Origin of the sequence: Clostridium polynesiense, assembly GCF_000820705.1 — a bacterium.
Taxonomy (GTDB): domain Bacteria; phylum Bacillota; class Clostridia; order Clostridiales; family Clostridiaceae; genus Clostridium_AA; species Clostridium_AA polynesiense.
Genome location: NZ_CCXI01000159.1, coordinates 1 through 24502, shown reverse-complemented (window position 1 = coordinate 24502; position 24502 = coordinate 1). Strand labels below are relative to the sequence as shown.

The 24502-nt window shown below is 35.4% G+C and carries 20 protein-coding genes; 12 read left to right on the top strand and 8 right to left on the bottom strand.

Translation table 11 applies throughout. The features are described from left to right. Positions 1-29 precede the first annotated feature (29 nt). From TA89_RS17415 to TA89_RS17395, 5 genes are all read left to right on the top strand, one after another. Positions 30-1103 (top strand): pyridoxal-phosphate-dependent aminotransferase family protein, encoded by a 1074-nt coding sequence (locus TA89_RS17415; protein ID WP_040215283.1) that lies wholly within the window; start codon positions 30-32, stop codon positions 1101-1103. A 36-nt stretch (positions 1104-1139) separates the two neighbouring features. Continuing rightward, entirely contained in the window at positions 1140-2051 is a 912-nt protein-coding gene (locus tag TA89_RS17410) for a D-2-hydroxyacid dehydrogenase (RefSeq protein WP_040215280.1), read from the top strand. A gap of 70 nt (positions 2052-2121) precedes the next feature. Next, the gene (locus TA89_RS17405; RefSeq protein WP_040215278.1) at positions 2122-3366 is read left to right on the top strand and encodes a DUF1015 domain-containing protein; all 1245 of its coding nucleotides are present in this window, start codon (positions 2122-2124) and stop codon (positions 3364-3366) included. Positions 3367-3596: 230 nt separating this feature from the next. Further along, complete coding sequence (locus tag TA89_RS17400) at positions 3597-4178, top strand: RNA polymerase sigma factor (RefSeq protein WP_040215275.1); 582 nt, start codon at positions 3597-3599, stop codon at positions 4176-4178. After that, the gene (locus TA89_RS17395; RefSeq protein ID WP_040215273.1) at positions 4156-5712 is read left to right on the top strand and encodes an anti-sigma factor family protein; all 1557 of its coding nucleotides are present in this window, start codon (positions 4156-4158) and stop codon (positions 5710-5712) included. The genes TA89_RS17400 and TA89_RS17395 overlap by 23 nt, the downstream gene beginning before the upstream one ends. Positions 5713-5772: 60 nt before the next feature. On the opposite strand, the gene TA89_RS17390 is transcribed toward TA89_RS17395, so the two are convergent. The 5 genes from TA89_RS17390 to TA89_RS17370 all read right to left on the bottom strand — a co-directional run bounded on the left by TA89_RS17390 (position 5773) and on the right by TA89_RS17370 (position 10223). Then, positions 5773-6468 (bottom strand): 5'-methylthioadenosine/adenosylhomocysteine nucleosidase, encoded by a 696-nt coding sequence (locus tag TA89_RS17390; RefSeq protein WP_040215271.1) that lies wholly within the window; start codon positions 6466-6468, stop codon positions 5773-5775. 87 nt (positions 6469-6555) lie between these two features. Next, positions 6556-7557 (bottom strand): lipoate--protein ligase, encoded by a 1002-nt coding sequence (gene lplA, locus TA89_RS17385; protein WP_197073464.1) that lies wholly within the window; start codon positions 7555-7557, stop codon positions 6556-6558. Beyond that, the gene (gene lpdA / locus TA89_RS17380) at positions 7547-9277 is read right to left on the bottom strand and encodes a dihydrolipoyl dehydrogenase (protein WP_040215268.1); all 1731 of its coding nucleotides are present in this window, start codon (positions 9275-9277) and stop codon (positions 7547-7549) included. The genes lplA and lpdA overlap by 11 nt, the downstream gene beginning before the upstream one ends. A gap of 75 nt (positions 9278-9352) precedes the next feature. Continuing rightward, the gene (locus TA89_RS17375; protein ID WP_040215266.1) at positions 9353-9706 is read right to left on the bottom strand and encodes a carboxymuconolactone decarboxylase family protein; all 354 of its coding nucleotides are present in this window, start codon (positions 9704-9706) and stop codon (positions 9353-9355) included. Between the two features lie 94 nt (positions 9707-9800). Continuing rightward, on the bottom strand, positions 9801-10223 hold the full coding sequence (locus TA89_RS17370) for a MarR family winged helix-turn-helix transcriptional regulator (protein ID WP_040215264.1): 423 nt from the start codon (positions 10221-10223) through the stop codon (positions 9801-9803). 242 nt (positions 10224-10465) lie between these two features. Between TA89_RS17370 and TA89_RS17365 the strand changes: the two genes are divergently transcribed. Then, positions 10466-11254, top strand: a complete 789-nt coding sequence (locus TA89_RS17365) for a tRNA threonylcarbamoyladenosine dehydratase (RefSeq protein WP_040215316.1) — start codon at positions 10466-10468, stop codon at positions 11252-11254. A 246-nt stretch (positions 11255-11500) separates the two neighbouring features. Here the strand turns inward: TA89_RS17365 and TA89_RS17360 are convergent, their stop codons facing one another. Next, positions 11501-12697: a class I SAM-dependent methyltransferase gene (locus TA89_RS17360; protein WP_040215262.1), complete on the bottom strand. Its 1197-nt coding sequence runs from the start codon at positions 12695-12697 to the stop codon at positions 11501-11503. A 187-nt stretch (positions 12698-12884) separates the two neighbouring features. Between TA89_RS17360 and TA89_RS17355 the strand changes: the two genes are divergently transcribed. The 4 genes from TA89_RS17355 (at position 12885) to feoB (ending at position 17527) form a co-directional block, all read left to right on the top strand. After that, positions 12885-14063 carry an MFS transporter gene (locus tag TA89_RS17355; RefSeq protein ID WP_040215261.1) on the top strand — a complete coding sequence of 393 codons (1179 nt, stop codon included), beginning with the start codon at positions 12885-12887 and terminating at the stop codon, positions 14061-14063. 36 nt (positions 14064-14099) lie between these two features. Beyond that, positions 14100-15041: a GNAT family N-acetyltransferase gene (locus TA89_RS17350; RefSeq protein ID WP_040215259.1), complete on the top strand. Its 942-nt coding sequence runs from the start codon at positions 14100-14102 to the stop codon at positions 15039-15041. Between the two features lie 129 nt (positions 15042-15170). Continuing rightward, entirely contained in the window at positions 15171-15398 is a 228-nt protein-coding gene (locus TA89_RS17345; protein ID WP_040215257.1) for a FeoA family protein, read from the top strand. A 14-nt stretch (positions 15399-15412) separates the two neighbouring features. Continuing rightward, positions 15413-17527, top strand: coding sequence for a ferrous iron transport protein B (gene feoB, locus TA89_RS17340; RefSeq protein ID WP_040215255.1), 2115 nt, complete (start codon positions 15413-15415; stop codon positions 17525-17527). Positions 17528-17595: 68 nt separating this feature from the next. On the opposite strand, the gene TA89_RS17335 is transcribed toward feoB, so the two are convergent. Continuing rightward, positions 17596-20226 (bottom strand): methyl-accepting chemotaxis protein, encoded by a 2631-nt coding sequence (locus TA89_RS17335; RefSeq protein WP_040215253.1) that lies wholly within the window; start codon positions 20224-20226, stop codon positions 17596-17598. A gap of 12 nt (positions 20227-20238) precedes the next feature. Further along, positions 20239-22308, bottom strand: coding sequence for an efflux RND transporter permease subunit (locus tag TA89_RS17330; protein WP_040215252.1), 2070 nt, complete (start codon positions 22306-22308; stop codon positions 20239-20241). A gap of 250 nt (positions 22309-22558) precedes the next feature. Here TA89_RS17330 and TA89_RS17325 point away from each other — a divergent pair, with 250 nt between their 5' ends. Both TA89_RS17325 and TA89_RS17320 read left to right on the top strand, forming a co-directional pair. Then, positions 22559-23170 carry a TetR/AcrR family transcriptional regulator gene (locus TA89_RS17325; protein ID WP_040215250.1) on the top strand — a complete coding sequence of 204 codons (612 nt, stop codon included), beginning with the start codon at positions 22559-22561 and terminating at the stop codon, positions 23168-23170. A 255-nt stretch (positions 23171-23425) separates the two neighbouring features. Next, positions 23426-24154: an EcsC family protein gene (locus TA89_RS17320; RefSeq protein WP_040215248.1), complete on the top strand. Its 729-nt coding sequence runs from the start codon at positions 23426-23428 to the stop codon at positions 24152-24154. Positions 24155-24502 lie beyond the last annotated feature (348 nt).

The window sequence follows — 24502 nt, the reverse complement described above, 5'->3', positions numbered from 1 at the left end:
TAAATTAAAATACCTTAGGAGGTAGCGTAATGCACAAAAAATTATTCATACCAGGACCGGTGGAAGTAAGACCTGAAGTTCTTGAAAAAATGTCCGAGCCTATGATTGGTCATAGAAGTAAAGATGCTTCTGCACTTCAAAGAAGAATCAGTGACAATTTAAGAAAGCTCTTCTACACAGAAAGCGAAATATTATTATCAACTTCATCTGGAAGCGGGCTTATGGAAGGCGCAATAAGATCCTGTACTGCTAAAAGAGCAGCAGTTTTTTCTGTAGGATCCTTTGGTAACAGATGGTATGACATGGCTGTACAAAACAATGTACCAGCAGATCTTTATGAAGCAGAGTGGGGAAAACCAACAAACCCACAGCTTATTGATGAAGTATTATCTACAGGAAAATATGATCTCATCACTGTGACTCACAACGAAACCTCAACAGGAATAATGAACCCCGTAGAAGAAATTGCTGAAGTAATGAAAAAATATCCAGAGGTTGTTTACTGCTTAGATACAGTAAGCTCCGCAGCGGGAACAAAGATAGAAGTAGATAAATTAGGTGTTGATATATGTATAACCTCAACACAAAAAGCAATTGGGCTTCCTCCGGGAATGGCCATCTGTACTTTCTCAGATAAAGCCAGGGAAAGGGCAGAAAAGGTTCCGTTCAGAGGAACATATCTGGATCTTTTAGGTATGTACAAGTATATTCAAAAGAAGGATTATCAATATCCATCAACACCATCCTTATCCCATATGTTTGCTTTAGATTATCAGCTTGATTATATACTAAACCAGGAAGGTCTTGAAAATAGATTTGCAAGACATATAGAAATGGCTGAAGTGGTTAGAGCATGGGCAGAAAAACACTTTGAAATATATCCTGAAAAGGGTTACTGGTCCAACACCTTAACAACAATTAAAAATACCAGAGAGATAGATGTCGCTGCTCTTAATAAAGAACTAGGAGCCAGAGGCATGCAGTTATCCAATGGTTATGGAAAGCTTAAGGAAAAGACCTTCAGAATAGCTCATATGGCAGACATGCAGATGGAAGACATAAAAGAACTACTTGCTGCTATTGAAGACATACTAAAATTATAAAAATAATTATAAAATTGAGAGTTTGGAGAAAAAATTATGATTAGAGTATTAGTAACAGATGGAATGGAAAAATCCGCAGTAGAGAGTTTACAGACAGCGGGATTTGAAGTAGTAGAACAGCATTATGAGCCTGAGGCTTTAGGAGAGAAACTCCAGGAGTTTGATGCTCTTATAGTTCGTTCTGCTACAAAGGTAAGAGAGCCTATAATAGATGAAGCTGCAAAAGGAAAGCTTAAAGTTATAATCAGAGGCGGTGTAGGTGTAGACAACATAGATGTAGCTTATGCCGAAAGCAAAGGAATAAGGGTTATGAACACTCCTAATGCCAGCAGTGCTTCAGTGGCAGAGTTAGCTTTAGGTCATATGTTTGCTTTAACGAGATTTATTCATATAGCAAATGTAACCATGAGGGAAGGAAAATGGGAAAAGAAGAAATATAACGGCATAGAATTAGGCGGTAAGAGCCTTGGAATAATTGGATTCGGAAGAATAGGCAAGGAGCTTGCTAAAAAAGCTAATGCCTTAGGAATGAAGATAATCTATACGAGCCGCAGAGGAAAACAGGAGGGCTTTGAGGATTATGAGTTCTGTACTATGGAGGAGCTTTTAAGAAAATCTGATTTTATTTCTCTTCATGTTCCTTTCGATAAGTCAAAGGGGACACTTATAGGAGAAAAAGAGTTTGAAATGATGAAAGATGGAGTTTATCTTATAAACTGCTCCAGGGGTAAAGTTGTAAGCGAAAAAGCTTTATTGGATGCTCTGGAAAGCGGAAAAGTTGCAGGAGCAGGCATAGATGTATTTGAAGAAGAGCCTACAAAGAATTTAGAGCTTGTAAGCCATCCTAAGGTAAGTGCAACTCCACATATAGGAGCAGCTACCGATGAAGCTCAAACAAGAATCGGCGAAGAGATAGTAAGCATATTAAAGACTTTCTTCAACAAGTAAAGGTTTGCATATGATTTTATAGTTTATTAATTAATTTTTATATTTATTTATAACATAAGGGGGAAATTGCATGGCGGTATTTAAAGCCTTTAAAGGAGTAAGGCCAGCAGTAAAATACGCTCACAAGGTAGCAGCGCTGCCTTATGATGTAATGAACAGCGAAGAGGCAAGGAAAATGGCAGAGGGGAATCCACATTCCTTCCTTTATGTAGATAAAGCTGAAATAGACTTGGATAATAGTATAGATTTATATGATAAGAAGGTATATGAAAAAGCTAGGGACAACCTATATAAGATGATTGAGGACGGAGTTCTTATTCAGGACGATAAACCTTGCTTGTATATATATAGACAGATCATGGATGGAAGAGTTCAAACAGGACTTGTAGGATGTACATCTATAGATGACTATATAAATGACACTATCAAAAAGCATGAATTTACAAGAGCAGACAAGGAAAAGGACAGAATCAATCATGTAGATTACTGCGATGCTAATACAGGCCCTATATTTTTAACCTATAGAAATGAAGAGAAGATATCTGACATTATTAACAATTGGGTAAAAAAGTCACCTGTTTATGAGTTTGATTCAGAGGATGGCATTTCCCACATTGTTTGGATTATTGATGATGAAGCTTTAATCGGTGAGATAATTGATATTTTTAACGGAGTGGAGTATTTATATATTGCAGACGGACACCACAGGGCGGCTTCAGCTGTTAAAGTAGGGTTAAAGAGAAGGGAAGAGAATCCGGATTACACAGGAGAAGAGGAATTTAATTTCTTCTTATCTGTAGTATTCCCAGACAAGGATCTGTACGTTATGGATTATAACAGGGTTGTAAAAGATTTAAATGGTCTTTCCACAGAGGAGTTTATGAGCCGGGTGAATATAAAGTTCAACATTACCCCTCATAATGAGCAGGTACCATATAAGCCTGAAAGAAAGAATACCTACGGAATGTATATAGATGGGAAATGGTATGAGCTTTCTGCAAAAGAGGGCATATTTAACCCTGAAGATCCAGTGGACAGGTTAGATGTTTCTATACTTCAAAAGCATCTTTTATCACCTATATTAGGTATTGAAGATCCAAGAACTGATAAAAGAATAGATTTCGTTGGAGGCATCAGAGGACTTAAGGAATTGGAAAGAAGGGTAGAAGAGGGAATGAAGGTAGCATTTTCAATGCATGCAACTACTATTGATGATCTTATGTCCATAGCAGATGCGGGAAAGGTAATGCCTCCTAAATCTACCTGGTTTGAGCCTAAATTAAGGAGCGGATTATTTATTCATAAGCTCAGATAGTATTAATACATCTAAAAAATAGAGTTGTTTTATTTTACTGTTCTCTTTGCCGGATATTAATGATATAGATATTTATAAATATTAGGGGGGTATAAGGAAGCCAAGTCATGGGGGATTTGGCTTCTTTTTTATTAAATATTTTATTCAGGTGACTTTTACATTTTTATACCGTATTGAAGTATATAGGAAAGTTTCGGCGCTTTTACTTTAAAAGAGCGGAGGTGAGATTATTGCAGGATAAAGATATAGTGGAAAGAATACTAAAAGGTGATATTCAGGCTTTTGAGCTTATCATAAACAGATATGAAATGTCTATAGCAAGGTTTATTTATCAAATGGTGAGGGATAGAGAGACAGCAGAGGATTTGACTCAAGAGGTTTTTATTTTAGCTTATAACAAGCTTTTTACCTATAAAGCAGATTATAAATTTTCAGCCTGGCTTTATAGAATTGCAAGGAATAGGACCATAGATCATATAAGGAAGGAAGGTAAGGTGAAAAACGTAAATATTGAGGATATAGGGCCTGTAGGTTCTAATGAAGCTTCTCCGGAGGAAATTGTAGAGTTTAAAGAGCTTAAGGAATCCATAGAAAGCTTCATAACTACTTTGGATGAAGTAGACAAGCAGATTTTGTTTTTAAGGTATACTAAACATGAACTGACCTTCAATGATATTGCAGTTATGATGAATATGAGTCTGTCTTCCGTAAAGAAACGCTATTACAAGATTTATGATAAGTTTGAAAGGTATTTATCCCGCAATAAGCTGGTTAAAAGGGGTGATAATTATGAACTGCAGCAAATTCGCTGACAATTTAATGGATTATATAGAAAATGAACTAAGCACTTTTAGCAGACAAGAGATGCTGGAGCATATGGAGAATTGCAGCAGATGTAAAGAACTTTATGAAAGAAGGTTATCACTTATAAATGGCTTCCAGGAGGTTTTATCCTATGAAGGAGTAAGTTTTACCAGCAAAAAGGAGTATATATTTAAAAGCATTAATGAAAATAAATATAAGAATAAATTGATTAATAGGCTGAGGTATATAGCTGTTAATAATAAAAAGGTGATAGTAAGCGCTGCTGCAGCGGTGTTTTTAATAGTGCTTATACCTAAAAGCTTAACCTTTATGGAAATAAATAAGATGGGTTTTTATAAGGAACTTAATGATACTACTGCTCAGGGCGCAGCTAAGGAGCCGGTTATCAAGGATTATTCAACGGAGGAAAATGCCGCCTTAGAAGCTGATAATGGAAAAAGTGTCAGCAGCTTAAAAGTAGCTGAAGAGCTGTCAGAGCTTAAAAACGATATTCCTGTAGAAAATCAGCCGTGGGATATAAATTATTCAAGTAATGATAATATAGTATTTTCAAATAAAACTCATCTTTTGGTTTATAGTCAGTCTAAAAGCAGTATAACCAATGCCTATGACTTAAGAGATTTTAATCTTTCAGATACAACAAAAGGAGAATCTGTATTTGAGGCAAAGGTGAGCCCTAACGGAAGATATGCGGTTATAGGAAATACACCTTCAGATAAAGTTGGAAAGAGCTCAATGCTTTTGTTGGATTTTGATAATAACCGATATATGACCATGGATAAGGGAGATATTTTTGATACAAATATAAACTGGTCACAGGATTCAAAATGGTTTGTAAAATATAATAAGGTGGAAAAAAGTAAGAATGTTACCGTTTATGATTTGGCAAACTGGAAAAGCTACAATATAGATAATTTGTCTAATAAAGATATAAAGGATGTATTTATAGGAACTAACGGAAATATATCCATTCAGGAAGAAAAAGCCTATGTGCTTAAGGCTCCGGATTATAAGGAATCCTTTAAATTAACCGGCAGAGCTGCAGGGTTTAAGGATAGTAGTCCTCTGTCAGTAAAAAATAACCTTATCTATTATAACAATGAAAAAGGCACGGTTCCCTATACTTCATTAAAAGGTCATGATGAAAACTCCTATTTCTATCAATACGGAGACAAAATTATAGCCAGTGTGGATGATAGACACTCTATTTTAGACTTAACCTCCGATAAGCTTTTAAAGGAATCTGTGGGTTCTGAAAGCTTTAGCCTTAAAGGGGATAATAATATGTACTATACACAGAGCAATAACGAGTCCACAGTAGTAATTTCCGAAAGCAGCAGCGGAGAAGTAAAAAAAATAAAACTTAAGGATATTAATTTACCGGGAATACCTCAGCTTACGGATAATGAAAATTTTGTTCTCATAGATATAGTAAAGGGAGCAAAGAATATCGGTGAATTTCAGATACTCAAATATAATGTGAACACTGAAGAAAAACAGATAATTTATGATAACAGATAATGAATTATATCAGGTGACTGGCACCTGACATTAAAAATTAAGGATGGCTTTAAGCCATCCTTAATTAATTTTTTCAATAATCTTTTTTAATATTATGGTAGAGTTTTTTACTGCTATAGGTGTAAATTTCTCAAAATCCATATGAGCTCCGTTATTGGCGTTGTCGGATATTGAGCGTATAACTACGAAGGGAATGTTGTTAAGGTAGCATACATGGGCAATACTTCCGCCCTCCATTTCACAGGCAATAGCATTAAATTCCTCATTAAGCCACTGAATTTTTTCAAGACCTGCAATAAATTGATCTCCTGTTGCAATCCTTCCTACAAAGGTCTTTATATCCTTAAGCTCTCTGCAGGCAGACTGAGCTGCAGAAACCAATTCACTGCTGCATTTGAAATCAAAGGTATCCATTCTTGGAATCTGTCCAAGCTTATCTCCAAAGACAGAGGTATCCACATCATGCTGTATAAGAGAATCAGCGATTACCACATCTCCAGGATATATTTCTTTTCCTATTCCTCCTGCAACGCCGACATTTATAACAGTATCAACCTTATATTCACTGATAAGAATTTGTGTACATACTGCGGCGTTAACCTTGCCTATTCCGCATACCACAGCTACAACCTGCTTACCCCAAAGCCTTCCGCTGTGAAAAGTCATATTAGCCTTAGTTTCCTTATTATTAAGTTGCATATCCTTAAGAAGTATTTCAAGTTCTTCGCTCATAGCCCCTATAATGCCTATTCTCATATCGTTTCCTCCAAATCTACTGCATTTTCATAAACAATTATAGCATAGATTTTTTATTTAGTATAAACTACTAAATACTGAAAGAGTTTAAATTAAAGCTTCTATCCAGCAGAGAACTTCCTTTAATTCTTCTTTCTTTAAATCAGTTTCTGTATTATTGAGAGCTTCTATTACAGCTTTTTTTTCAAAAGGGGTATCTGTTAAGCAGAGTTCAATAATACCAGGGAATGAGGTTTTAAGAGAGTCTGTAAAAACCCTGCACTGACTTATTAACCCTTTATTTACCTTAATGCAAAGCTGTAGGATTCCAAAGGAGAATTTGTTTTCAAAATATACATCAAAGTTTGGAGTTTCCCCATAAAGCCAGTCCCAGGAAGAATATTTTTTATAAAGCTCTTTAAGCTCCTCTGTACCTTCACGAACAACGTACTCCTTTAATGTGTCCGGGGAAGATCCATAAAGTGACGCAAAGCTCCTTACCACAGATGATCTTAAATCATTTATGCCTATTAAAGGGTTTATTTCTTTAAGATTAATAACCCTTGCCTTAACAGAGTCTATTCCTTTGGATTCTATTTTGTTTTTTGAAACCTGAAGATATTTTGAAAGACGGTTTATATCTGCGTCTACCAGCAGAGTACCATGATGTAAGCAGAAATCATCTTCATAATAGAAGGCGTTACCAGAAAACTTTCTTCCCAGTACCTCCAAATCATTCCTCCCTGAAAAGTTTCCTTCTATTCCAAAATCCTTTAAAGCTTCAAGTATCACTTTAAGTTGTTTGGTAATATCAAAGTTTTCCTTTGAGGCTAAAAATGTAAAGTTCAGGTTTCCAATATCATGGAAAACCGCTCCTCCTCCGGATAGTCTTCTGGCAAGCTTTCCGCCTTCTTTGTCCAGAAGATCAAGGCGGCATTCCTTCCAGGGATTTTGATTATTACCTATTACCACAGTATTTTGGTTCTGCCATAAATATAAAATTACTTCATCCCCACTTAAGGAATTAAGGAGATATTCCTCCAGGGATAAGTTAAACCATGGATCAAAGCTGTGAGAATAAATCACCTTGTTTTTAATGTTACCTGACAAAATGTATTGCTCCTCCATGAAGCTCCAGTGAAGCCTCATGAATAGACTCCGCAGTGGTGGGATGGGCATGTATGGTTTCTATAATATTTTCATCAGTTAACTTGTTTTTTACTGCCAAAGCAATTTCAGCTATCAAATCCGTAGCATGGGGTCCTATAATTGATCCCCCTAATATAACGCCTGTATTCTTATCCTTAATAACCTTCACAAAACCCTGGCTTTCACCGTGAATTAAGGCTTTTCCGTTTGCTGCAAAGGGGAAGGTTCCTATCTCAATATCCATAGAGCTTTTGCCTGCTTCCTTTTCTGTAATCCCTACAACTGCAATTTCAGGAGAGGTAAATATTGCGCTGGGAACCACAGAATAATCCATATGACTTTCTTCTCCCAAAATATTTTTAACAGCAGTTACTCCCTGATGAGAAGCAACATGGGCAAGTTGCAGTTTATTAGTTACATCTCCTATAGCATAAATACCCTTTACAGAGGTTTCCATTTTATCATTTACCTCTATAGCCCTATTTCCCTTTGTTAAGACAATACCAATCTTTTTAAGCTGATCTTTATTCATTACAGGACTTCGTCCAACTGACATAAGCACCTTATCTCCTGTAACAAACTTCTTTTCTTCCTTTTTAGTAAAGCTTACTATTAGCTGTCCATTTTCATCCTTTATTATTTCCTCTGCCTTGGAGCCTGTATAAAGCTTAATTCCAAGTTCTGCAGCCTTGTGGGAAATTACATCTATAACGTCGCTGTCCAAGGTATTTAATATGGAGTCAAAATATTCTATAACTGAAACCCTACAGCCCATCTCAGCATATACAAAGGCAAACTCCATTCCTATTACTCCACCGCCTATGATAACCATGCTTTCAGGAAGAGCACTTAGGTTTAAGGCTTCCTTGCTGGTTATAACTCCGGGAAGATCATTACCTTTAATAGGCAGCATTATAGATTCAGAGCCGGTAGCAAGTATTATGTTCTTAGCTTTAATGGTTATTTCTTTGTTTCCTTCCTTTACAAAAATAGTGGATTTATCAATTAAATTTCCTTCTCCATAAATAGTCCTTACATTTCTTTTATTTAGAATATATCCTATTCCGCCTTTAAGTTCTTCCACGATTTTATTTTTCCTGGTTAACACCTTGGAAAGGTTAAGCTTTACATTTTCTGCTTCTATTCCGAATTCTTCTCCCCTTAAAGCGTTATTATAGATCTCAGCGCTTCTTACCAATACCTTTGTAGGAATGCAGCCATGATTTAAGCAGGTTCCCCCTAAATGTTCCTTTTCTATAAGTATGACCTTTGCTCCACTTTTGCCCGCCTCTATTGCAGCTACATAACCTCCCGGACCTCCGCCTATTACAGCTATATCACATTCAGTCTCCTCTTTTTTAGGAGTTAAAAGACCGCTCATATAATTGAATGAGGAACCTGAGGCAGCAGGGGTTTTAGCAGAAACAGGCTCTGCAGAAGCGCTGCCTTCAGTACATTCCGCCTGAGCTATTACGTCACCTATTTTTATCATATCTCCTTCTGAAACCTTTACATCTTTTATACTGCAGGTTACCGGAGATTTAAAATCTACGCTTCCTTTATTACTTTCTATGGATAAAAGCTTTTCACCGCTTTTTATACTGCTCCCTTCTTTAATATATATCCTGCATATTTTTCCTTGTTTAGCACCGCCACTTATATTATCAAGAATAATGTTCATTATTTAACCTCCATGTTAAAGAGACTGCCTCAAACTAATACTCTGAGTCAGCCTCTATTTTTAATAAATCAAATTTTATTGAAAGTCTTTTTCAAATTCATCTATGGAATCCTTTAATAAAGTTACTGAATAAGCCATGGAAGGTCCTCCTCCAAAGGCTACAGAAACCATAGCAGCTTCCATTATTTCTTCTCTGGTAGCACCTGCTTCTAAGGCTTTATAAGCGTGGAAAACTATGCAGTATTCACATCTGTTATATGTTGCTACACCTATGCTTATTAACTCCTTTGTTTTAGTATCAAGGTGCTTAGGAGCATAAGTTGTTCCTAAAAGATTCATAAAAGCATCAAGATTTTCTTTGTTTGTGCTTCCTAGCCCCTCTAAGCCCTGCATAAAGCTGTTAAGCATTTCTCTTGGATTTTTACTCATATAATACCCCTCCTAAAATATCTTCAGATAATTGACTATCTAATAATTAGTATAGCAACTATTAGGGTACTAATCAATATACTTTGTTAAAAAATTAATTAATATTTTCTACCATTTTCTCTAAAACCTTTTTAAAGGTGTTTAGGTCTTCCTCAGAAATATCTCTGGTGAAGTCTCTGCTCATTATTTCCCCTTCATCCTTTATGGTATCCCAGAAGCTTTTTCCTTTATCCGTGAAAATTACATTATAGGATCTTCTGTCTTTAGGATTCTGAACCCTTTGAACCAATTCGTCCCTTTCCATCCTGTCCATAAGTCTTACTACAGTAGAAGGTTTAATATTCAGTTTATCCGCAAGCTCCATCTGACTTAGGCTTTCATGCTTATCAAGATAATAAAGAGCAATCCATTGAACTCGGGTAATTCCTTTAGCTAACAGCCTGTTATTAAAGGCTTCTGATAATTTTCTTGCCTGAACGTTTGTTAAAAATCCAATACAACATTCTAAATCAAACATTAATGGTGTTTCCTCCTTTATAAATAAAGCAGAGCTGTTTATACTACTGTATATAATATGTTTATTCAGAATAATATTATAGCATAGAATAATCAATAATGTTCAGTGGATATATTATGATTCAGTGATATAAACAAGATAATTATGAAATAATAGAAAATATTAAAGAATAGTTTTACATTTAATTTTCACTATAATATAATATTTGCTGTTAATAAATACAAAGGAGAGTAATGAATATTATGCTTCAGCACTCATTAACAAGAACAGAGCTGCTTATAGGCAGTGACGGCATTGATAAATTAAAGAATAGTAAGGTTGTAGTTTTAGGCATAGGCGGCGTAGGAAGCTTTACTGTGGAAGCATTAGCAAGATCAGGGGTGGGAAAGCTAGTCTTAGTAGATAACGATACTATATGTCTTACAAATTTAAACAGACAGATTCATGCAACCTATGATACCCTTGAAAGAAGCAAGGTGGAGGTTATGAAGGAGAGAGTGCTTTCTATAAATAAAAGCTGTGAGGTAACAGCTCTTGAGATGTTTATAACCTCAGAAAATCTTTCAGAAATCATCACCGAGGATGTAGACTATGTAGTTGATGCTATAGATACCATTACAGCGAAAATTGCAGTAGCTGTATATTGTGAGAATAATAATATTAAGCTAATAAGTTCCATGGGAACGGGTAATAAGCTGGATCCCACCAAATTTAAGGTGACGGATGTATACAGTACAAAGGTCTGCCCCCTTGCTAAGGTTATGAGGTATGAGCTTAGAAAGAGGGGAGTAAAGGCTTTAAAGGTAGTTTATTCCGAGGAAGTGCCGTTAAAGCCCCATTTACCTGCGGTAGATTCTTCTGATCCTGCCCTTTTAGTAAATACTGTTCCTGCAGATACTTCTGAGGAGCAGGGGAAAAAGACTATAACAAAGAGGCAGACCCCCGGAAGCGTATCCTTTGTTCCACCGGTGGCTGGAATGATTATTGCCTCTGTGGTGATAAGAGAGCTTTTAGGCTTAAAGGTTAACTAGGCTTAATTTATTGGACTCTTGATATCTAAATATTTTTATTTGGATTTATTTAAAGATTAACTATGCTTAAGCTATTGATAAATTTCATATATAACTTTTTTTATACTGTACCCTTAAAGATTAAATAAGTTCAATCTATTTAAAACGAAAAAATCCAGCAGCATAAGCTGCTGGATTTTTTACTATCATAACATAAATTTATATGTCGTCTGACCCCTATAGTAGGATCTACCATCATAATATAAATTAATATTCGTTTAAATAATTGTATAGGGCAGGGTATACATTAAGAGAAGACATAAGCTTAATGTAATCCTCCATAGCCTCAGGGTTTTCTTCTCTCTTTTTAACAGCTCTTATCATAAGATTTTTAGGAGTTTCCAAGGGTGAAATATATTCTACAATAGAAACCTCATAGCCTTTAGATTCCAAAAGCATAGATCTCATACCGTCAGTGAGAACATCTGCCATTCTTGCCTTTAATATTCCGTGCTTTAATATTCCTTTGAAGGGTTCGTAGCTGTACTGATTTAAAAGTTCCCTATGACAGCAGGGTACAGCTATTATAACGTCGGAATTAAGCTTTATTCCCGCAGCCAGTGCCATATCCGTAGCAGTATCGCAGGCATGAAGGGAAATTATTACATGGACTTTCTTATTGGGCTTATAGCTGTTTATGTCCATAGCATAAAACTCCATATTTCTATATCCAAGGTTTTCAGCCATCTTTTTTGAAGAGCTTATAACCTGCTCTGAAATATCTATTCCTATAAAGTGACATTTTCTCCTTTTAACCTCTGTGAGATAATAGTTTAAAACGAAGGTTAAATAAGATTTACCGCAGCCGCAGTCAAGTATATTTATAACCTCGTTCCTTGGAAGTGTATCTAAAATTCCTTCTAAAAGCTCTACATAGTGATCTATCTGATTGTATTTTCTTATCCTATCATTTTTAATTTTACCTTCTTTAGTCATAATGCCTATTTCTTTTAAAAGGGCATCTGCTTTTCCCGGTTTTATATAGTAATCTCTGTTTAAAAGGGTAGAGGTTTCTGTGTAATGCAGGTTATTAATGCTGGAAGCTGCAGAAGCTTTTGGAATATCTTCCTCTTCCTTAACTTCAGTGGTATTCATCTTTACATTTTTATTATCCGCTGAAATCAGAAGTTCTGTCCCTCTTTCCCTGTATAAAATGCTTAAGGAATCGTATTTTTCAGCTTCATCTATAATGTTTTTAAATAACTGTTCTAAGGATAAGCTTTCTGTCTTTCCATTAAAATTATATTTAATTTTCCCTGCATCAAAGGAACCCTTTCCTTTAAATTCCTTCAAACCTGCTGAATATGTAACAAAAATATCCTTAAATATCGAATTATTTTCGCTGAATCTGTTTTGCAGACCAAGCAAAAAGAGGTTTACTTTAGTTATGTTCTGCTTATTCATAAAATCACCTTTCTTTATATAGAATAAGTGTAATGTCGTTTTATTAACTACAAATACAATATAAACATAAGAAAATAAAAAATTCAATAGAATATAATTATAGAGATTGTACTCCATTGTGGTATAATTTATTTGAAATTCTTTAAAAATGTATATTTATTATTTGTTATATAAAGTGGAGGAAAGTATGAAAAATAAGATAAAAACCGTTTATCCGGGAGCTCTCATAATATTATTTGTTATGATGATTATGGCTGCTGTAACTGAAAATACAAAAGGTGTGTTTGTTCCTGGTTTCAAGGAGCTTTTTAACGTAGGGAATAAGGAAATTTCCTATATGATTATAGGAACATCAGCGGCTTATATGGTAACCACCTTTATAGGGGGATATCTATGTGAAAAAATTGGACAGAAGCTAGTACTTATTTCAGGTATAATAGTGCTACTGGTTACCTTGATAATGATGTCTTTAAGCAACAGTTTTATAGCTTTTGCTTTTTGGATATCATTAAACAGTGCGGGTTTGGGTCTCACAGCCATAGCAAGTAATACTGTTCTTCCTATTATAGTGCTTAGTATGCAGAATTTAGTTATGAATCTTCTGCACTTTTTTTATGGCTTTGGTTCTACTGTAGGACAAAGAACCTTCGGATTTATGCTTAATAACGGAATAAGCTGGAGAACCCTTTACTTAGGCATCTCCGTGGTTTTTGCTGTGATTTTAATAGTTATGTTTTTCATTCCTTTTCCTAAGGCAGAGATTGAGGATGAAAAGCAGAAACTTTCCTTTAAGGAGATAATATCTAATAAGCTCATCATTTTTTATATGATAGCTTTAGGAACCTATGTGTTTGCAGAAATGGGTACAGCCAACTGGCTGGTGAATTATATGCAGTATACCTTTGGCTTTAATGAGGACAGCGGATCCCTTTATCTTTCAGCGTTCTTTATGCTTTTTACCCTTGGAAGGCTTCTAGGGGGCTTCGTAGTAGAAAAATTCGGAAGCTTTAAGGTTATTATAATCTCCTTAAGTATAGGCTTGGTTTTATATACCTCAGGATTGATTGCAGGAAAATCCGGATTAGCACTGGTAGCTGCTGCAGGGATGTTCTTTGCCGTTACCTTCCCAACTATAGTGGCCAGCGTCAGCAAGGTATTCCCGGTAAGCAGTTCCTATATAACGGGGATAATAGTCACTTCAGCCTCTTTTCAGGGAATGATTTTAAATTTTATAATGGGAGCTGGAAATGATTATATAGGTGCAGACAAAGCAATTTATATAATACCCTTATGTATTTTAACCTCTATCATCTTTAACTTTTTAATATATAAAAACACAAAAAATATACTGGTTAAAAAGGTATAAGTTCAGGATTTATTTTTATTTTTGGAGAGATGCAGCATGAATGAAAGGAACAACCTTCATATAGAAGCGGTAAAAGGAACTTCTAATGAATATATAATTAAGGATTCAGCTTTGATTAACGCAGGCAGATTTATAATATTTGATATGAATAACGAAAATAAAAGGTGTTCATTAAGAATAAACTTTTACAAAAAAGATGATCAGGAGCTTATGGAGAGGTCATTAAAAGCCATAATAAGCACCATATTTAAAAAAGAACAGCTTCATAAGATAAATATTTATACAGGGGAAAGCAATGATATAATTCCTTTTATAAACTGTGGTATGGAGCTTCAGGGAATACTTGAGGACAATGTTTTTTCTAAAGGTAAATACGAAAATGAGCTTATTTTCGGCATGGATATAGAAAAATACAAAGCCTTAAGCATACATAGTCCATCGATAATAAACTCCTCAGATATAGTGCTTAAAATTCTTGGACCTCAAAATGCAGAGGAGCTTTTAAATTATTATATTAGAAATAAAAATCATCTTAAGGAGTTTGAACCCAGGAGAGACAAGGATTTTTACACTCTGGAAACTCAAAAAAGACTTTTAAGCGACAGTTATAGGCATTTTTTAAATGGAACAGGATTTGATTTCGGAATTTTTATAAATGACATTCTCATTGGGAAAATTAAGCTTTCCAATATAGTGTATGGAGTGTTTAAAAGCGGAATACTAGGATACTCAATAGATGGAAAATATCAGGGAAGGGGATATATGAAAAGAGCCGTACAACTTATATGCAGCTATGCTTTTGAGGAACTGGAGCTTCATAGAGTAGAAGCCTCTACCCTGGTGGATAACATAAAATCTCAAAGGGTGCTTAAAAGCTCCGGCTTTGAAGAACTGGGACTTAATAAAAATTATCTTTATATAAATGGCAGATGGCAGGATCATATAACCTTCTACAGGTGCCAGGCACGTGACAAGTGACAAACTGAATTTTGCAGTTTGTCACTTGTCACGTGCCTGGCACCTTTTTCATACAATACATTAGGAAAGTTAGATGAGGTTAACTTCATTAGCTTAAATTAAAATAATGTATTGCAGGAGGAAGAAATTATGTACAAACTTTGTGATGTGGAAATAGGCAACTTAGTAAGGGTTAACGACTTGTTTTTACAGGGGCTTATGAGGGAAAGGATGCTTGCCTTAGGCTTCACTAAGGAAGCGCTTATTGAAGTTATAAGAAAAGGGCCGAAGGAAAATCTCACCCTTTATAAAATCAGGGATACCATGATTGCATTAAGAAAAGAAGAGTCGTCTTTAATATCAGTGAAAGGAATCTAGCAGGAGGTAAATTAATGGGTCTCACCTACGAATCCACTAAGAAGGAATTTTTAAAGGATAATTTTAATATAGAAAAGAAGGATAATCAATTTGTTATTGCTTTAGCAGGAAACCCAAACACCGGTAAAAGTACTGTTTTCAACAGTTTAACCGGGCTTCATCAGCATACAGGAAACTGGCCGGGGAAAACTGTAGTAAATGCCAGAGGGGAATTCAGCTTTAAAAATATAGATTATGTCCTTGTGGATCTGCCGGGAACTTATTCTCTCTTTGCCACTTCTGTAGAGGAGCTGGTAGCCAGAGATTATCTGTGTTTTGGAAGCCCTGATGCAGTAATAGTGGTAACGGATGCTACTGCCTTAGAAAGAAATATGAATCTGGTGTTTCAGGTTATGGAGCTTATGGAAAATGTAATACTTTGTGTAAACTTAATAGATGAAGCAAAAAAGAAAAACATTGCAATAGACGGAGAAAAGCTTTCTGAGGAGCTGGGTATACCTGTGGTTTTAACTGCAGCAAGAAGCGGCGTGGGAATGGAGGATTTAAAGGAGGCTTTAAACGGCCTGGTAAATAAGAAAATAAAATCAGAGCCTGTAAATACCATTTATTCTTCTGGTATTGAAAACTGCATTTTAAAGATAGGCGAAACCATTGAGGAAGATATTTCAGATAAGAACTCCAGATGGTATTCCTTAAGGATGCTGGATGGAGATGAAAATCTTTATGATTCCATGAAAAAATATTTGCCCCATAGGGATATAGATAGTATAAAAAATAAGGTAAATAATATAATTAAAGATTTTGATAAAAACTCCATAAGAGATGAAATATGTGAGGTAAACTTTAAGAGGGCAGAGGAAATTAAAAAAGCTGTGGTTATACAGGATAGATCAGTTAAGACAAGGGAAAGTCGAATAGATGATATCCTCACCTCAAAAAGATACGGAATCCCTATAATGATATTGCTTTTAGCAGCAGTGCTTTGGATAACTGTAACAGGAGCTAATTATCCTTCTGAGCTAATTGCTGATTTTCTTTTCAAAGTGGAAGATAAGATTACGGATATTTTCCATTCATTAAATTCTCCTCAGTGGCTTCACGGAATTTTGGTACTGGGATTATATAGAACCCTGGCTTGGGTAGTATCCGTTATGCTTCCGCCTATGGCTATATTCTTCCCTATATTTACTCTTTTAGAGGATTTAGGATATCTCCCCAGAGTAGCCTTCAATCTGGATCATTATTTTAAGAAGGCCTGTGCCCATGGAAAACAGTGTTTAAGCATGTGCATGGGGCTGGGGTGTAATGCAGCAGGGGTTATAGGCTGCAGAATAATAGATTCACCCAGAGAAAGGCTTATCGCTATGCTAACCAACAACTTTGTTCCCTGCAACGGCAGATTTCCAACATTAATAGCTGTTGCTTCAGTGTTTTTTGTGGCGAAAAGCGGTTCTTCTTTTGGGGGAATAATTCCTGCTTTAATAGTAACAGCTATGGTAATTATAGGGGTTATCGTCACCTTAGGGGTTTCTTACCTCCTTTCAAAAACCCTTTTAAAAGGTATTCCTTCTTCTTTTACTCTTGAGCTTCCCCCTTACAGAAAGCCTCAGGTAGGAAGAATACTATATACATCACTTATAGACAGAACCATCTTTGTTTTAACCAGAGCGGTAATAATAGCTGCTCCTGCAGGAGCTATAACCTGGCTCTTTGGAAATATTTATATAGGAGACTACAGCATCATAGCTTGGACAGCTAATTTTTTAGATCCCTTTGCTCATCTGCTTGGTCTTGACGGATATATACTGATGGCTTTCATTTTAGGTCTTCCTGCAAATGAAATAGTTCTTCCTATTTTATTAATGGCTTATTTGTCTACAGGTCATATGATTGAGTTTGAAAGCATAGATAGCTTGAGGCAGGTACTTTTACAGCATGGCTGGACATATTTAACAGCTTTAAACGTTATGCTTTTCAGTCTTCTTCACTGGCCTTGTGCTACAACCCTCTGGACTATTAAAAAGGAAACGGGAAGTACCAAGTGGACTGTAATAGGAGCATTATTGCCTACCGCTATTGCTATAGTGGTTTGCTTTATAACCGCAGCGCTGTATAGAGCTGTGTTTTAATAATATAATAAAGGCAGATAGTACTTACTATCTGCCTTTATCTAACCTCTTTATTCAAAGCTTTATTTTTAATTTTTTGCCTCAATTCCAGCTGTTTCTATTAGGAATTTCACACTGCCATCTGTAGCTTTTTCTCCTCCATCAAATGCCTTATATGATTTATCTGCATCTACTATTGCACGCAGACGATCTAAAACATCCTGGATTCCCCCGTCCATTACTTTGGTAAGTTCCTGAATTCCTTCTTTATCAAATTTTTTCATACCTTCGGCTAATTCAGTAGAACCATCCTTTAGTTGTACAATTCCACCTTTTAACTGTTTTCCACCAGAAGTCAATTTTCCAGTTCCATCTTTTAACTGTGCTGCGCCTGCTGCCAACTGAGAAACTCCATCGCTGACTGTACTTACACCTGACTGAAGTTTTGCTCCTCCAGCTGCCAATGCACTGCTTCCTGTTGCAAGTTGGTTTGCTCCTGCATTTAATTTATCATTATTTGCTACCAGTGCTCTACCGCCTGTTTTCAATTGTCCTGTTCCTGCTGTAAGCTGATTTGCACCTTCTGCAAGCTTTGATACGCCATCTCCTAAAGCTTGTACTCCTACAGATAGTTTTCCTGTTCCGGAATTCAAATTTTTCGCACCTGCTGCCAGTGTTTTTGCTCCCTCATTTAACTGTTGATTATATCCACACAGTGCTAAGCTTCCATCTTTTAGCTGTTTCATGCTTTCCATCAACTGTTGAATCATTGTCTGAATATCTTCCATTCCATTAAGTGAGGTGGATATTCTTTTCAATTCTTCCTGCATCTGACTTGCTCCTATAACTGCCTGTTCTGCACCTTTAGTTAATGATGTAATGGAAGTATCATCAATGTTAATCTTATTTAATCCATCTGATATTTTTGCCAAACCGTCTTTTGCTGCCTGTAGCTGTTGCTGTAAAACGGCAGTGTTTATCTGATCTGGAGATATTTTAATATGTACATCTTGTACATCTATAGAGATTCCTGCCAAATTCTGCATTACTGCGTTTTTCTGTTCTTCTGTCAGACCCGCTGCCTTTAATGCTGCCTGTACATTTTGACTTTGCTGAGCATTTGCTGCCTGAAGTTTCTTTTGAGCAGCTGTTTGTGCCTGCTGTGTTGCATTTTGAGAAATTCCACTTGTGTCTATCTTATTGTTTGTAATTGCGTCTATTGCTTGTTGAATACATTGAGTTGCTCCTGAAACAGCAGCTTTCAAGCTTTTCAATTGACCTTCTATTGCTTGTGAGGAAGATTGTATCTGTTCGGCTCCCTTTTTGAAGCTATTGGCTCCTGTTGCCATATTACCTATTCCATTCTCTAATATCTTCATAATTTCAGGTAATTTCTGAAGACCTCCAAGAGAGTTTTCCATACCAGCATAGAGCTGTGTCAATCCCCTTGACAAATCACTGACTTTTCCTGTATAAACATTTAGCTTTGTCTGGAAATCTGCTGTTCCTTTTTCCAAAGCGGACGCTCCCTCTGCCAGCTTACCAGAACCCTCTGTCAATTCTCCTTTTTGTTCATTCATGATATCAAGACAAGATTTTAATACAATTGCACCTGAATCTGTTTGTTCCACCCCTGCTACTAACTGCTTTGTCCCTTCTGTGTAAGAGTGAACACCTTTTTGAAGCTCTCCAGCTCCATGATTTAGAGCTTTCATTCCTTCCATCAACTGATGAACTCCATCCTGAAGTTCTCCCTTCTTTTCATTCATGGTATCAATACCCGCCTTCAATTTTCCGGCTCCATCATCTGCAGTGCTTAGTCCTACTAAAAAGGTATCTGCTGATGTATCCAGAGTTTCAATTCCTTCCTGCAATGCTTGACTTCCTTTCACCAGTGAAAGTGAAGAATCAGAAAGCAAATCCATTTTATCTTTTAATTCATCTAAGCTTTCTATATTTTCCAGTCCTAATTCATTTAGAGTACCTGTAGTAGCAACTGTAGCTGTAAGGGCAAGGGAAAAATCTTTTACATCAGCTGTGATTTCCACATAATCTGGGATTTCTGTATCTTCCAATTCCTTAATATCTGATAGTTTTAAGCTATCAGAATGCCCAGGAAACCCCATACCTATAATAATATTGTCTTGTCCATCGGAGATTACTGTTCCATTTTTAACTTCCACATTTGTAAATTTATCTGTTGGAAGAATCATGCCAGAAACCATTAAAAACGGAGTTTGAATAGTTTCTGTCTTACCATTAATTTCACAGGTTTCTTTTGTTTTATTTTCATAATTAATACGAATCTTTATCTTTCCACTTTTCCCTGCCAGTTCTGTGGGCTGAATTTCCTTTTCGTCCAGGAAGTATGTCATTTTTACGGAAACAGGCAATTCTTTTTCCGTTTCTCCCTGATAGTAGATATCCTTACCTTCTGCCTGCCATGTGAGGGTTCCATCTCCGGCTTGAGAAAAGCTTTCTTCTCCTTTTACATTTTCAATATTTTTCAGTTCTGTTTTGTCTGTGATAGATGATTTTTTTTCTGTGTTTTTCAGCCAATTGCTTACAATAACTTTTTCTATTTTACCGCTTTCATCTGCATTTACATAAACAGTCTGTTCTTTTTCTGGAACAGACGCCCAGATAGTTGTAGCCGGAACTGTCAGTGTTAAAAGTGCTGTTGTTCCTGCCATCATTGCCTGCATATATCTTTTTTTCATAATAAGCGCCTCCTATTTATTATTTTTGAAGTTTTTACTTGTTTTGCAGATTAAACCATCAAATAACCAATACATTGCCGGTAAAAACAATAGTACCGCGCACATACTAATTAAGGCTCCTCTAGCCATTAACAAGCATAAAGAACTAATCATATCAATCTTCGAATACATTCCTACACCAAAGGTTGCGGCAAAAAAGCTAAATGCTGATACCATAACTGGACGCATACTGCTTTGATGAGCAATTTGAATTGCTTCTTTTTTTTCTTTTCCTGCTCCGCGTTCTTTTTCATACCGACTAGTCATCAAAATTGCATAATCTACGGTGGCCCCCAGCTGAATAGTTCCTATAACAATAGATGCGATGAATGGAAGCTCCGAACCTGTCAAATAAGGAATTCCCATATTAATGAAAATTGCACCTTCTATAACCACTACCAAAATTACAGGAAGTGAAACAGACTTAAATACAAATAGAATAATCAGGAATACTGCTAAAATTGATACCGCACTAACGACTTTAAAATCATGATCTGTAATTTCAATCAGATCTTTTGTACAAGGTGCTTCACCTACAAGCATTCCTTTTGGATTATATTTTTTTAATACACTATTCAATTCGTCAATTTGATCATTTACTTCTTCTGATGCAACCTGATATTCATTCATAATCAGCATCAGTTCATAATTATCGCTTTCCAGCACCTCTTTGATATCTTTAGGTATCATATTTTTGGGTATTGTAGGTCCAATCAAAGTTTCTAATCCCAAAACTTCTTTGACACCCTCTACCTGCTGCATTTCCTTTATCATTTTATATTTTTCTTTTTCCGAAATTTCTTTATCCAAAAGAACCATATGTGCTGCTCCCATATGATATTCTTCCTGAAGTTTTGCATTTGCCTGAATACTTTCTAACTCCTTAGGCAATGTAGCATCGAGGTTATAATATACCTTGGCATTTGCCTGAAAATATGCAAAGGGGATAAATAATGCTACAAATATAACTGCAAAAATAACATGATGTTTTACTATAAAATCTGACACTTTTGGGAAATCAGGTATCAATTGACGATGCGCTGTTTTTCCCAGAGCTTTATCGAATATCATAATCATGGAAGGAAGTACCGTTACACAACAGATCACACCAAAGATAACACCTTTTGTCATAACGATTCCCAAATCCATTCCTAAGGTAAAGCTCATAAAGCAAAGTGCTATAAAGCCTGCGATGGTAGTTATAGAGCTGCCAACCACTGATTTAATGGTAGCTGCAATTGCCTGTGCCATTGCTTCTTCGTGATCTTCTTTGTATATCTCCTTTTTTTCCTGATAGCTATGCCATAGGAAAATAGAATAGTCCATTGTAACACCTAACTGTAATACTGCACTTAACGCTTTTGTTATATAGGAAATTTCACCAGTTAATATATTGGTTCCCATATTATATAAAATCGCCATTCCAATGCTTAAAAGAAACAAGATTGGTATTAAATATGTTTCCATGGTTAGTGCCAAAACAATAGTAGATAGTATTACGGCAATTACAACATAGATGGTAACTTCTGATTCTGCTAGTTCCTTCGTGTCCGTTACCACTGCAGACATTCCACTTAAAAAGCATTGCTTTCCAGCTATATGACGAATATCCTGGATGGCATCCATAGTTTCATCAGCGGAAGTTGTTGTATCAAAAATAATGAACATCATTGTGGAATTTTCTGAGTTAAATGCAGATCGCACTTTTTCAGGCAACATTTCCATAGGAATACTGATATCTGCAAAGCTGTCATACCATACTACCTTTGATACATGATTCACTTTCTCAATTTGTTTTTTTAATTCTGCTACGTCTTTATTCTTCATTCCTTCACATAGGAACATTGAATATGCTCCTGTACCGAATTCATTCACCAAAATTTCCTGTCCCTGCATTGTTTCTATATCATCCGGTAAATAATACAAAATATCATAATTTACTCTTGTATTGATATAACCAATTGTTGCAGGAATCAAAAGTAAAATACTGATGATAAAAATCGGAATCCGGGATTTCACAATCTTCCTACCAAGTTTCTCCATGATTCTTCCTCCCTTCATTTTATGACTATTGGTCATTTATTGTTATACTTCAAAAATGACCATTAGTCAATATATGTTTTATATATTTTTGACTATTAGTCAGTTTATTTTTTTATTCAGCGTATAAAAGATGGTAAAAACTTGACTTTTCATTGACTTTTTCCGTCTCTAGTTCCTATAATAATAGACAAAACATGATAGCAGCTTTTAAGCTGTAATATGGAATTTATTTTATGAGGTGCTTTGTGCTATGGGAAAGGTGGATAACAATAAACAACAAAAAAGGGATTCTCTTTTGGAATCAGCTTTTTCTCTATTTATCAATAATGGGTTTACAAAAACTTCTATTTCTGACATCGTAAAACAAGCCGGTGTGGCAAAAGGAACTTTTTATCTTTACTTTAAAAATAAATATGATATTCGCAATCACCTGATTGCCCACAAAGCATCACAGGTTTTTCAAAACGCATATCACAAACTGCAGAATCATCCGGAAATAACAGATTTTGAAAACCAAATTCTTTTTATCATTGATCAGATTCTGGATCAGCTTTCTGAAAATCATAGTCTTGTTATGTTACTTTCTAAGCATCTAAGTTGGGGGTTTGTTCGAAATTCACTTGTATATGCTTCTGGAAAAGATACACCATCAATAGTTACTATTTTTGAAACAATGCTTCAAAACTCAAAAAATACCTATCGTTCACCAGAACTAATGATGTATATGATTTTAGAATTAGTAAGCGGCACAAGTTATAATGCTATTTTATATAAAGAACCTGTTCCTTTAGAGGAGTTAAAAGCTCATCTTTATGCAGCTATCAAGCTCATTTTTACTCAGTATCAGATTACTGAAAATTAAAAGAAGAGCTATTACTCATAGCGAAATTAGGGAATTTGGGATAAAGAGGCTTTCATTTGAGTAAAAGACATATTAAAGATATAAAAATAGAAGGGTAAAATGTCTTATAAAAATTTCATATTATAATAATAGTTTCTTAAGTATTAATGTATATAATATAGTGACATATAATTCATTCAAGATCTCACAAAGATATTTAAAGGTTGCAGGAGGCATAAAATATAATAGTATACTTTCTGTAAAGGAGGTGCTTTCATGGATAACTATGAAAAAACAGCGCTAAGAGAGTTAAAATACTGGCAGAAAAATATGCAAAGGAAACCTTCTATCGGAAGTAAAATGTCCAAAGGAATGCAGGATAAAATTAACCATATAATACCGGAGCAGGCTCATAAAATTATTACAGAAGCTATAAAGAATATGGTTAAAATGGTTGCTGTGGGATCAGAATATACTACCAGAAAGCCTATCCTTCAGGGAAGTCTCAGGCAGAGGGAAGAACTTTTAAATAAGCGCATAGATTTTTATAAAAAAGCAGGAGCAGTGAGCGGTGCAGGTACAGGGGCAGGAGGCATACTTCTGGGTCTTGCAGACTTTCCTATATTATTAAGTATGAAGATAAAGTTTCTGTTTGAATCTGCAAGCATTTACGGCTTTGATGTAAAAGATTATAGAGAAAGGCTCTATATACTTTATATATTTCAAATAGCTTTTTCAAGTCAGGAAAGAAGAAATGAAATATACAATATAATAAAGGATTGGGATAATTATATACTTACTCTTCCTGAAAACTCAGAAGCTTTTGACTGGAGGGTGTTTCAGCAGGAGTACAGGGATTATATAGATTTAGCAAAGCTTATGCAGCTGGTGCCGGGAATAGGTGCGGTAGTAGGAGCTTATGCTAATTATAAGCTTTTAAATCAGCTTGGATATTATGCTTCTAATGCATATAGAATGAGAGTGTTTAAAAAGATTGAATTATAATGAAGCACTTAAATCTTTAAAGGATTAAACTCCGGAGAAGGATTTAAGTGCTTTTTCTTCCTTTTATTTCACCGAATTTTCACTTAAAATAAATAAACAATTCCAAGCGTATCAGTATATGAATAACTTTAATAAATTGAGGATATATTACTATGGGAAAGATAATTAATATATACGGGATTATCTGGTATTTTAATTATGTACCGCTCATGTTACTATAACTAAGTCGCTTGACGGCGACAAAGAATTTTGAAAGTTAACAGTTTTAAAATTAAATTAAAAAACTGTTGACAAACAAAAGGCTACAAGGTAAAATAGTTAAGTGTCTTAGGAAACTAAGATGTGAAA

Bases quoted from the DNA above. Each gene is read 5' to 3' on its own strand.
- TA89_RS17405 (WP_040215278.1), top strand. From the start codon at position 2,122: ATGGCGGTATTTAAAGCCTTTAAAGGAGTAAGGCCAGCAGTAAAATAC.
- TA89_RS17395 (WP_040215273.1), top strand. From the start codon at position 4,156: ATGAACTGCAGCAAATTCGCTGACAATTTAATGGATTATATAGAAAAT.
- TA89_RS17335 (WP_040215253.1), bottom strand. From the start codon at position 20,226: ATGAAAAAAAGATATATGCAGGCAATGATGGCAGGAACAACAGCACTT.
- TA89_RS17330 (WP_040215252.1), bottom strand. From the start codon at position 22,308: ATGGAGAAACTTGGTAGGAAGATTGTGAAATCCCGGATTCCGATTTTT.
- TA89_RS17320 (WP_040215248.1), top strand. From the start codon at position 23,426: ATGGATAACTATGAAAAAACAGCGCTAAGAGAGTTAAAATACTGGCAG.
- TA89_RS17345 (WP_040215257.1), top strand. From the start codon at position 15,171: ATGTACAAACTTTGTGATGTGGAAATAGGCAACTTAGTAAGGGTTAAC.
- feoB (WP_040215255.1), top strand. From the start codon at position 15,413: ATGGGTCTCACCTACGAATCCACTAAGAAGGAATTTTTAAAGGATAAT.
- TA89_RS17370 (WP_040215264.1), bottom strand. From the start codon at position 10,223: ATGTTTGATTTAGAATGTTGTATTGGATTTTTAACAAACGTTCAGGCA.
- TA89_RS17355 (WP_040215261.1), top strand. From the start codon at position 12,885: ATGAAAAATAAGATAAAAACCGTTTATCCGGGAGCTCTCATAATATTA.
- TA89_RS17350 (WP_040215259.1), top strand. From the start codon at position 14,100: ATGAATGAAAGGAACAACCTTCATATAGAAGCGGTAAAAGGAACTTCT.
- TA89_RS17390 (WP_040215271.1), bottom strand. From the start codon at position 6,468: ATGAGAATAGGCATTATAGGGGCTATGAGCGAAGAACTTGAAATACTT.
- lpdA (WP_040215268.1), bottom strand. From the start codon at position 9,277: ATGAACATTATTCTTGATAATATAAGTGGCGGTGCTAAACAAGGAAAA.
- TA89_RS17325 (WP_040215250.1), top strand. From the start codon at position 22,559: ATGGGAAAGGTGGATAACAATAAACAACAAAAAAGGGATTCTCTTTTG.
- TA89_RS17415 (WP_040215283.1), top strand. From the start codon at position 30: ATGCACAAAAAATTATTCATACCAGGACCGGTGGAAGTAAGACCTGAA.
- TA89_RS17375 (WP_040215266.1), bottom strand. From the start codon at position 9,706: ATGAGTAAAAATCCAAGAGAAATGCTTAACAGCTTTATGCAGGGCTTA.
- TA89_RS17410 (WP_040215280.1), top strand. From the start codon at position 1,140: ATGATTAGAGTATTAGTAACAGATGGAATGGAAAAATCCGCAGTAGAG.
- TA89_RS17365 (WP_040215316.1), top strand. From the start codon at position 10,466: ATGCTTCAGCACTCATTAACAAGAACAGAGCTGCTTATAGGCAGTGAC.
- TA89_RS17360 (WP_040215262.1), bottom strand. From the start codon at position 12,697: ATGAATAAGCAGAACATAACTAAAGTAAACCTCTTTTTGCTTGGTCTG.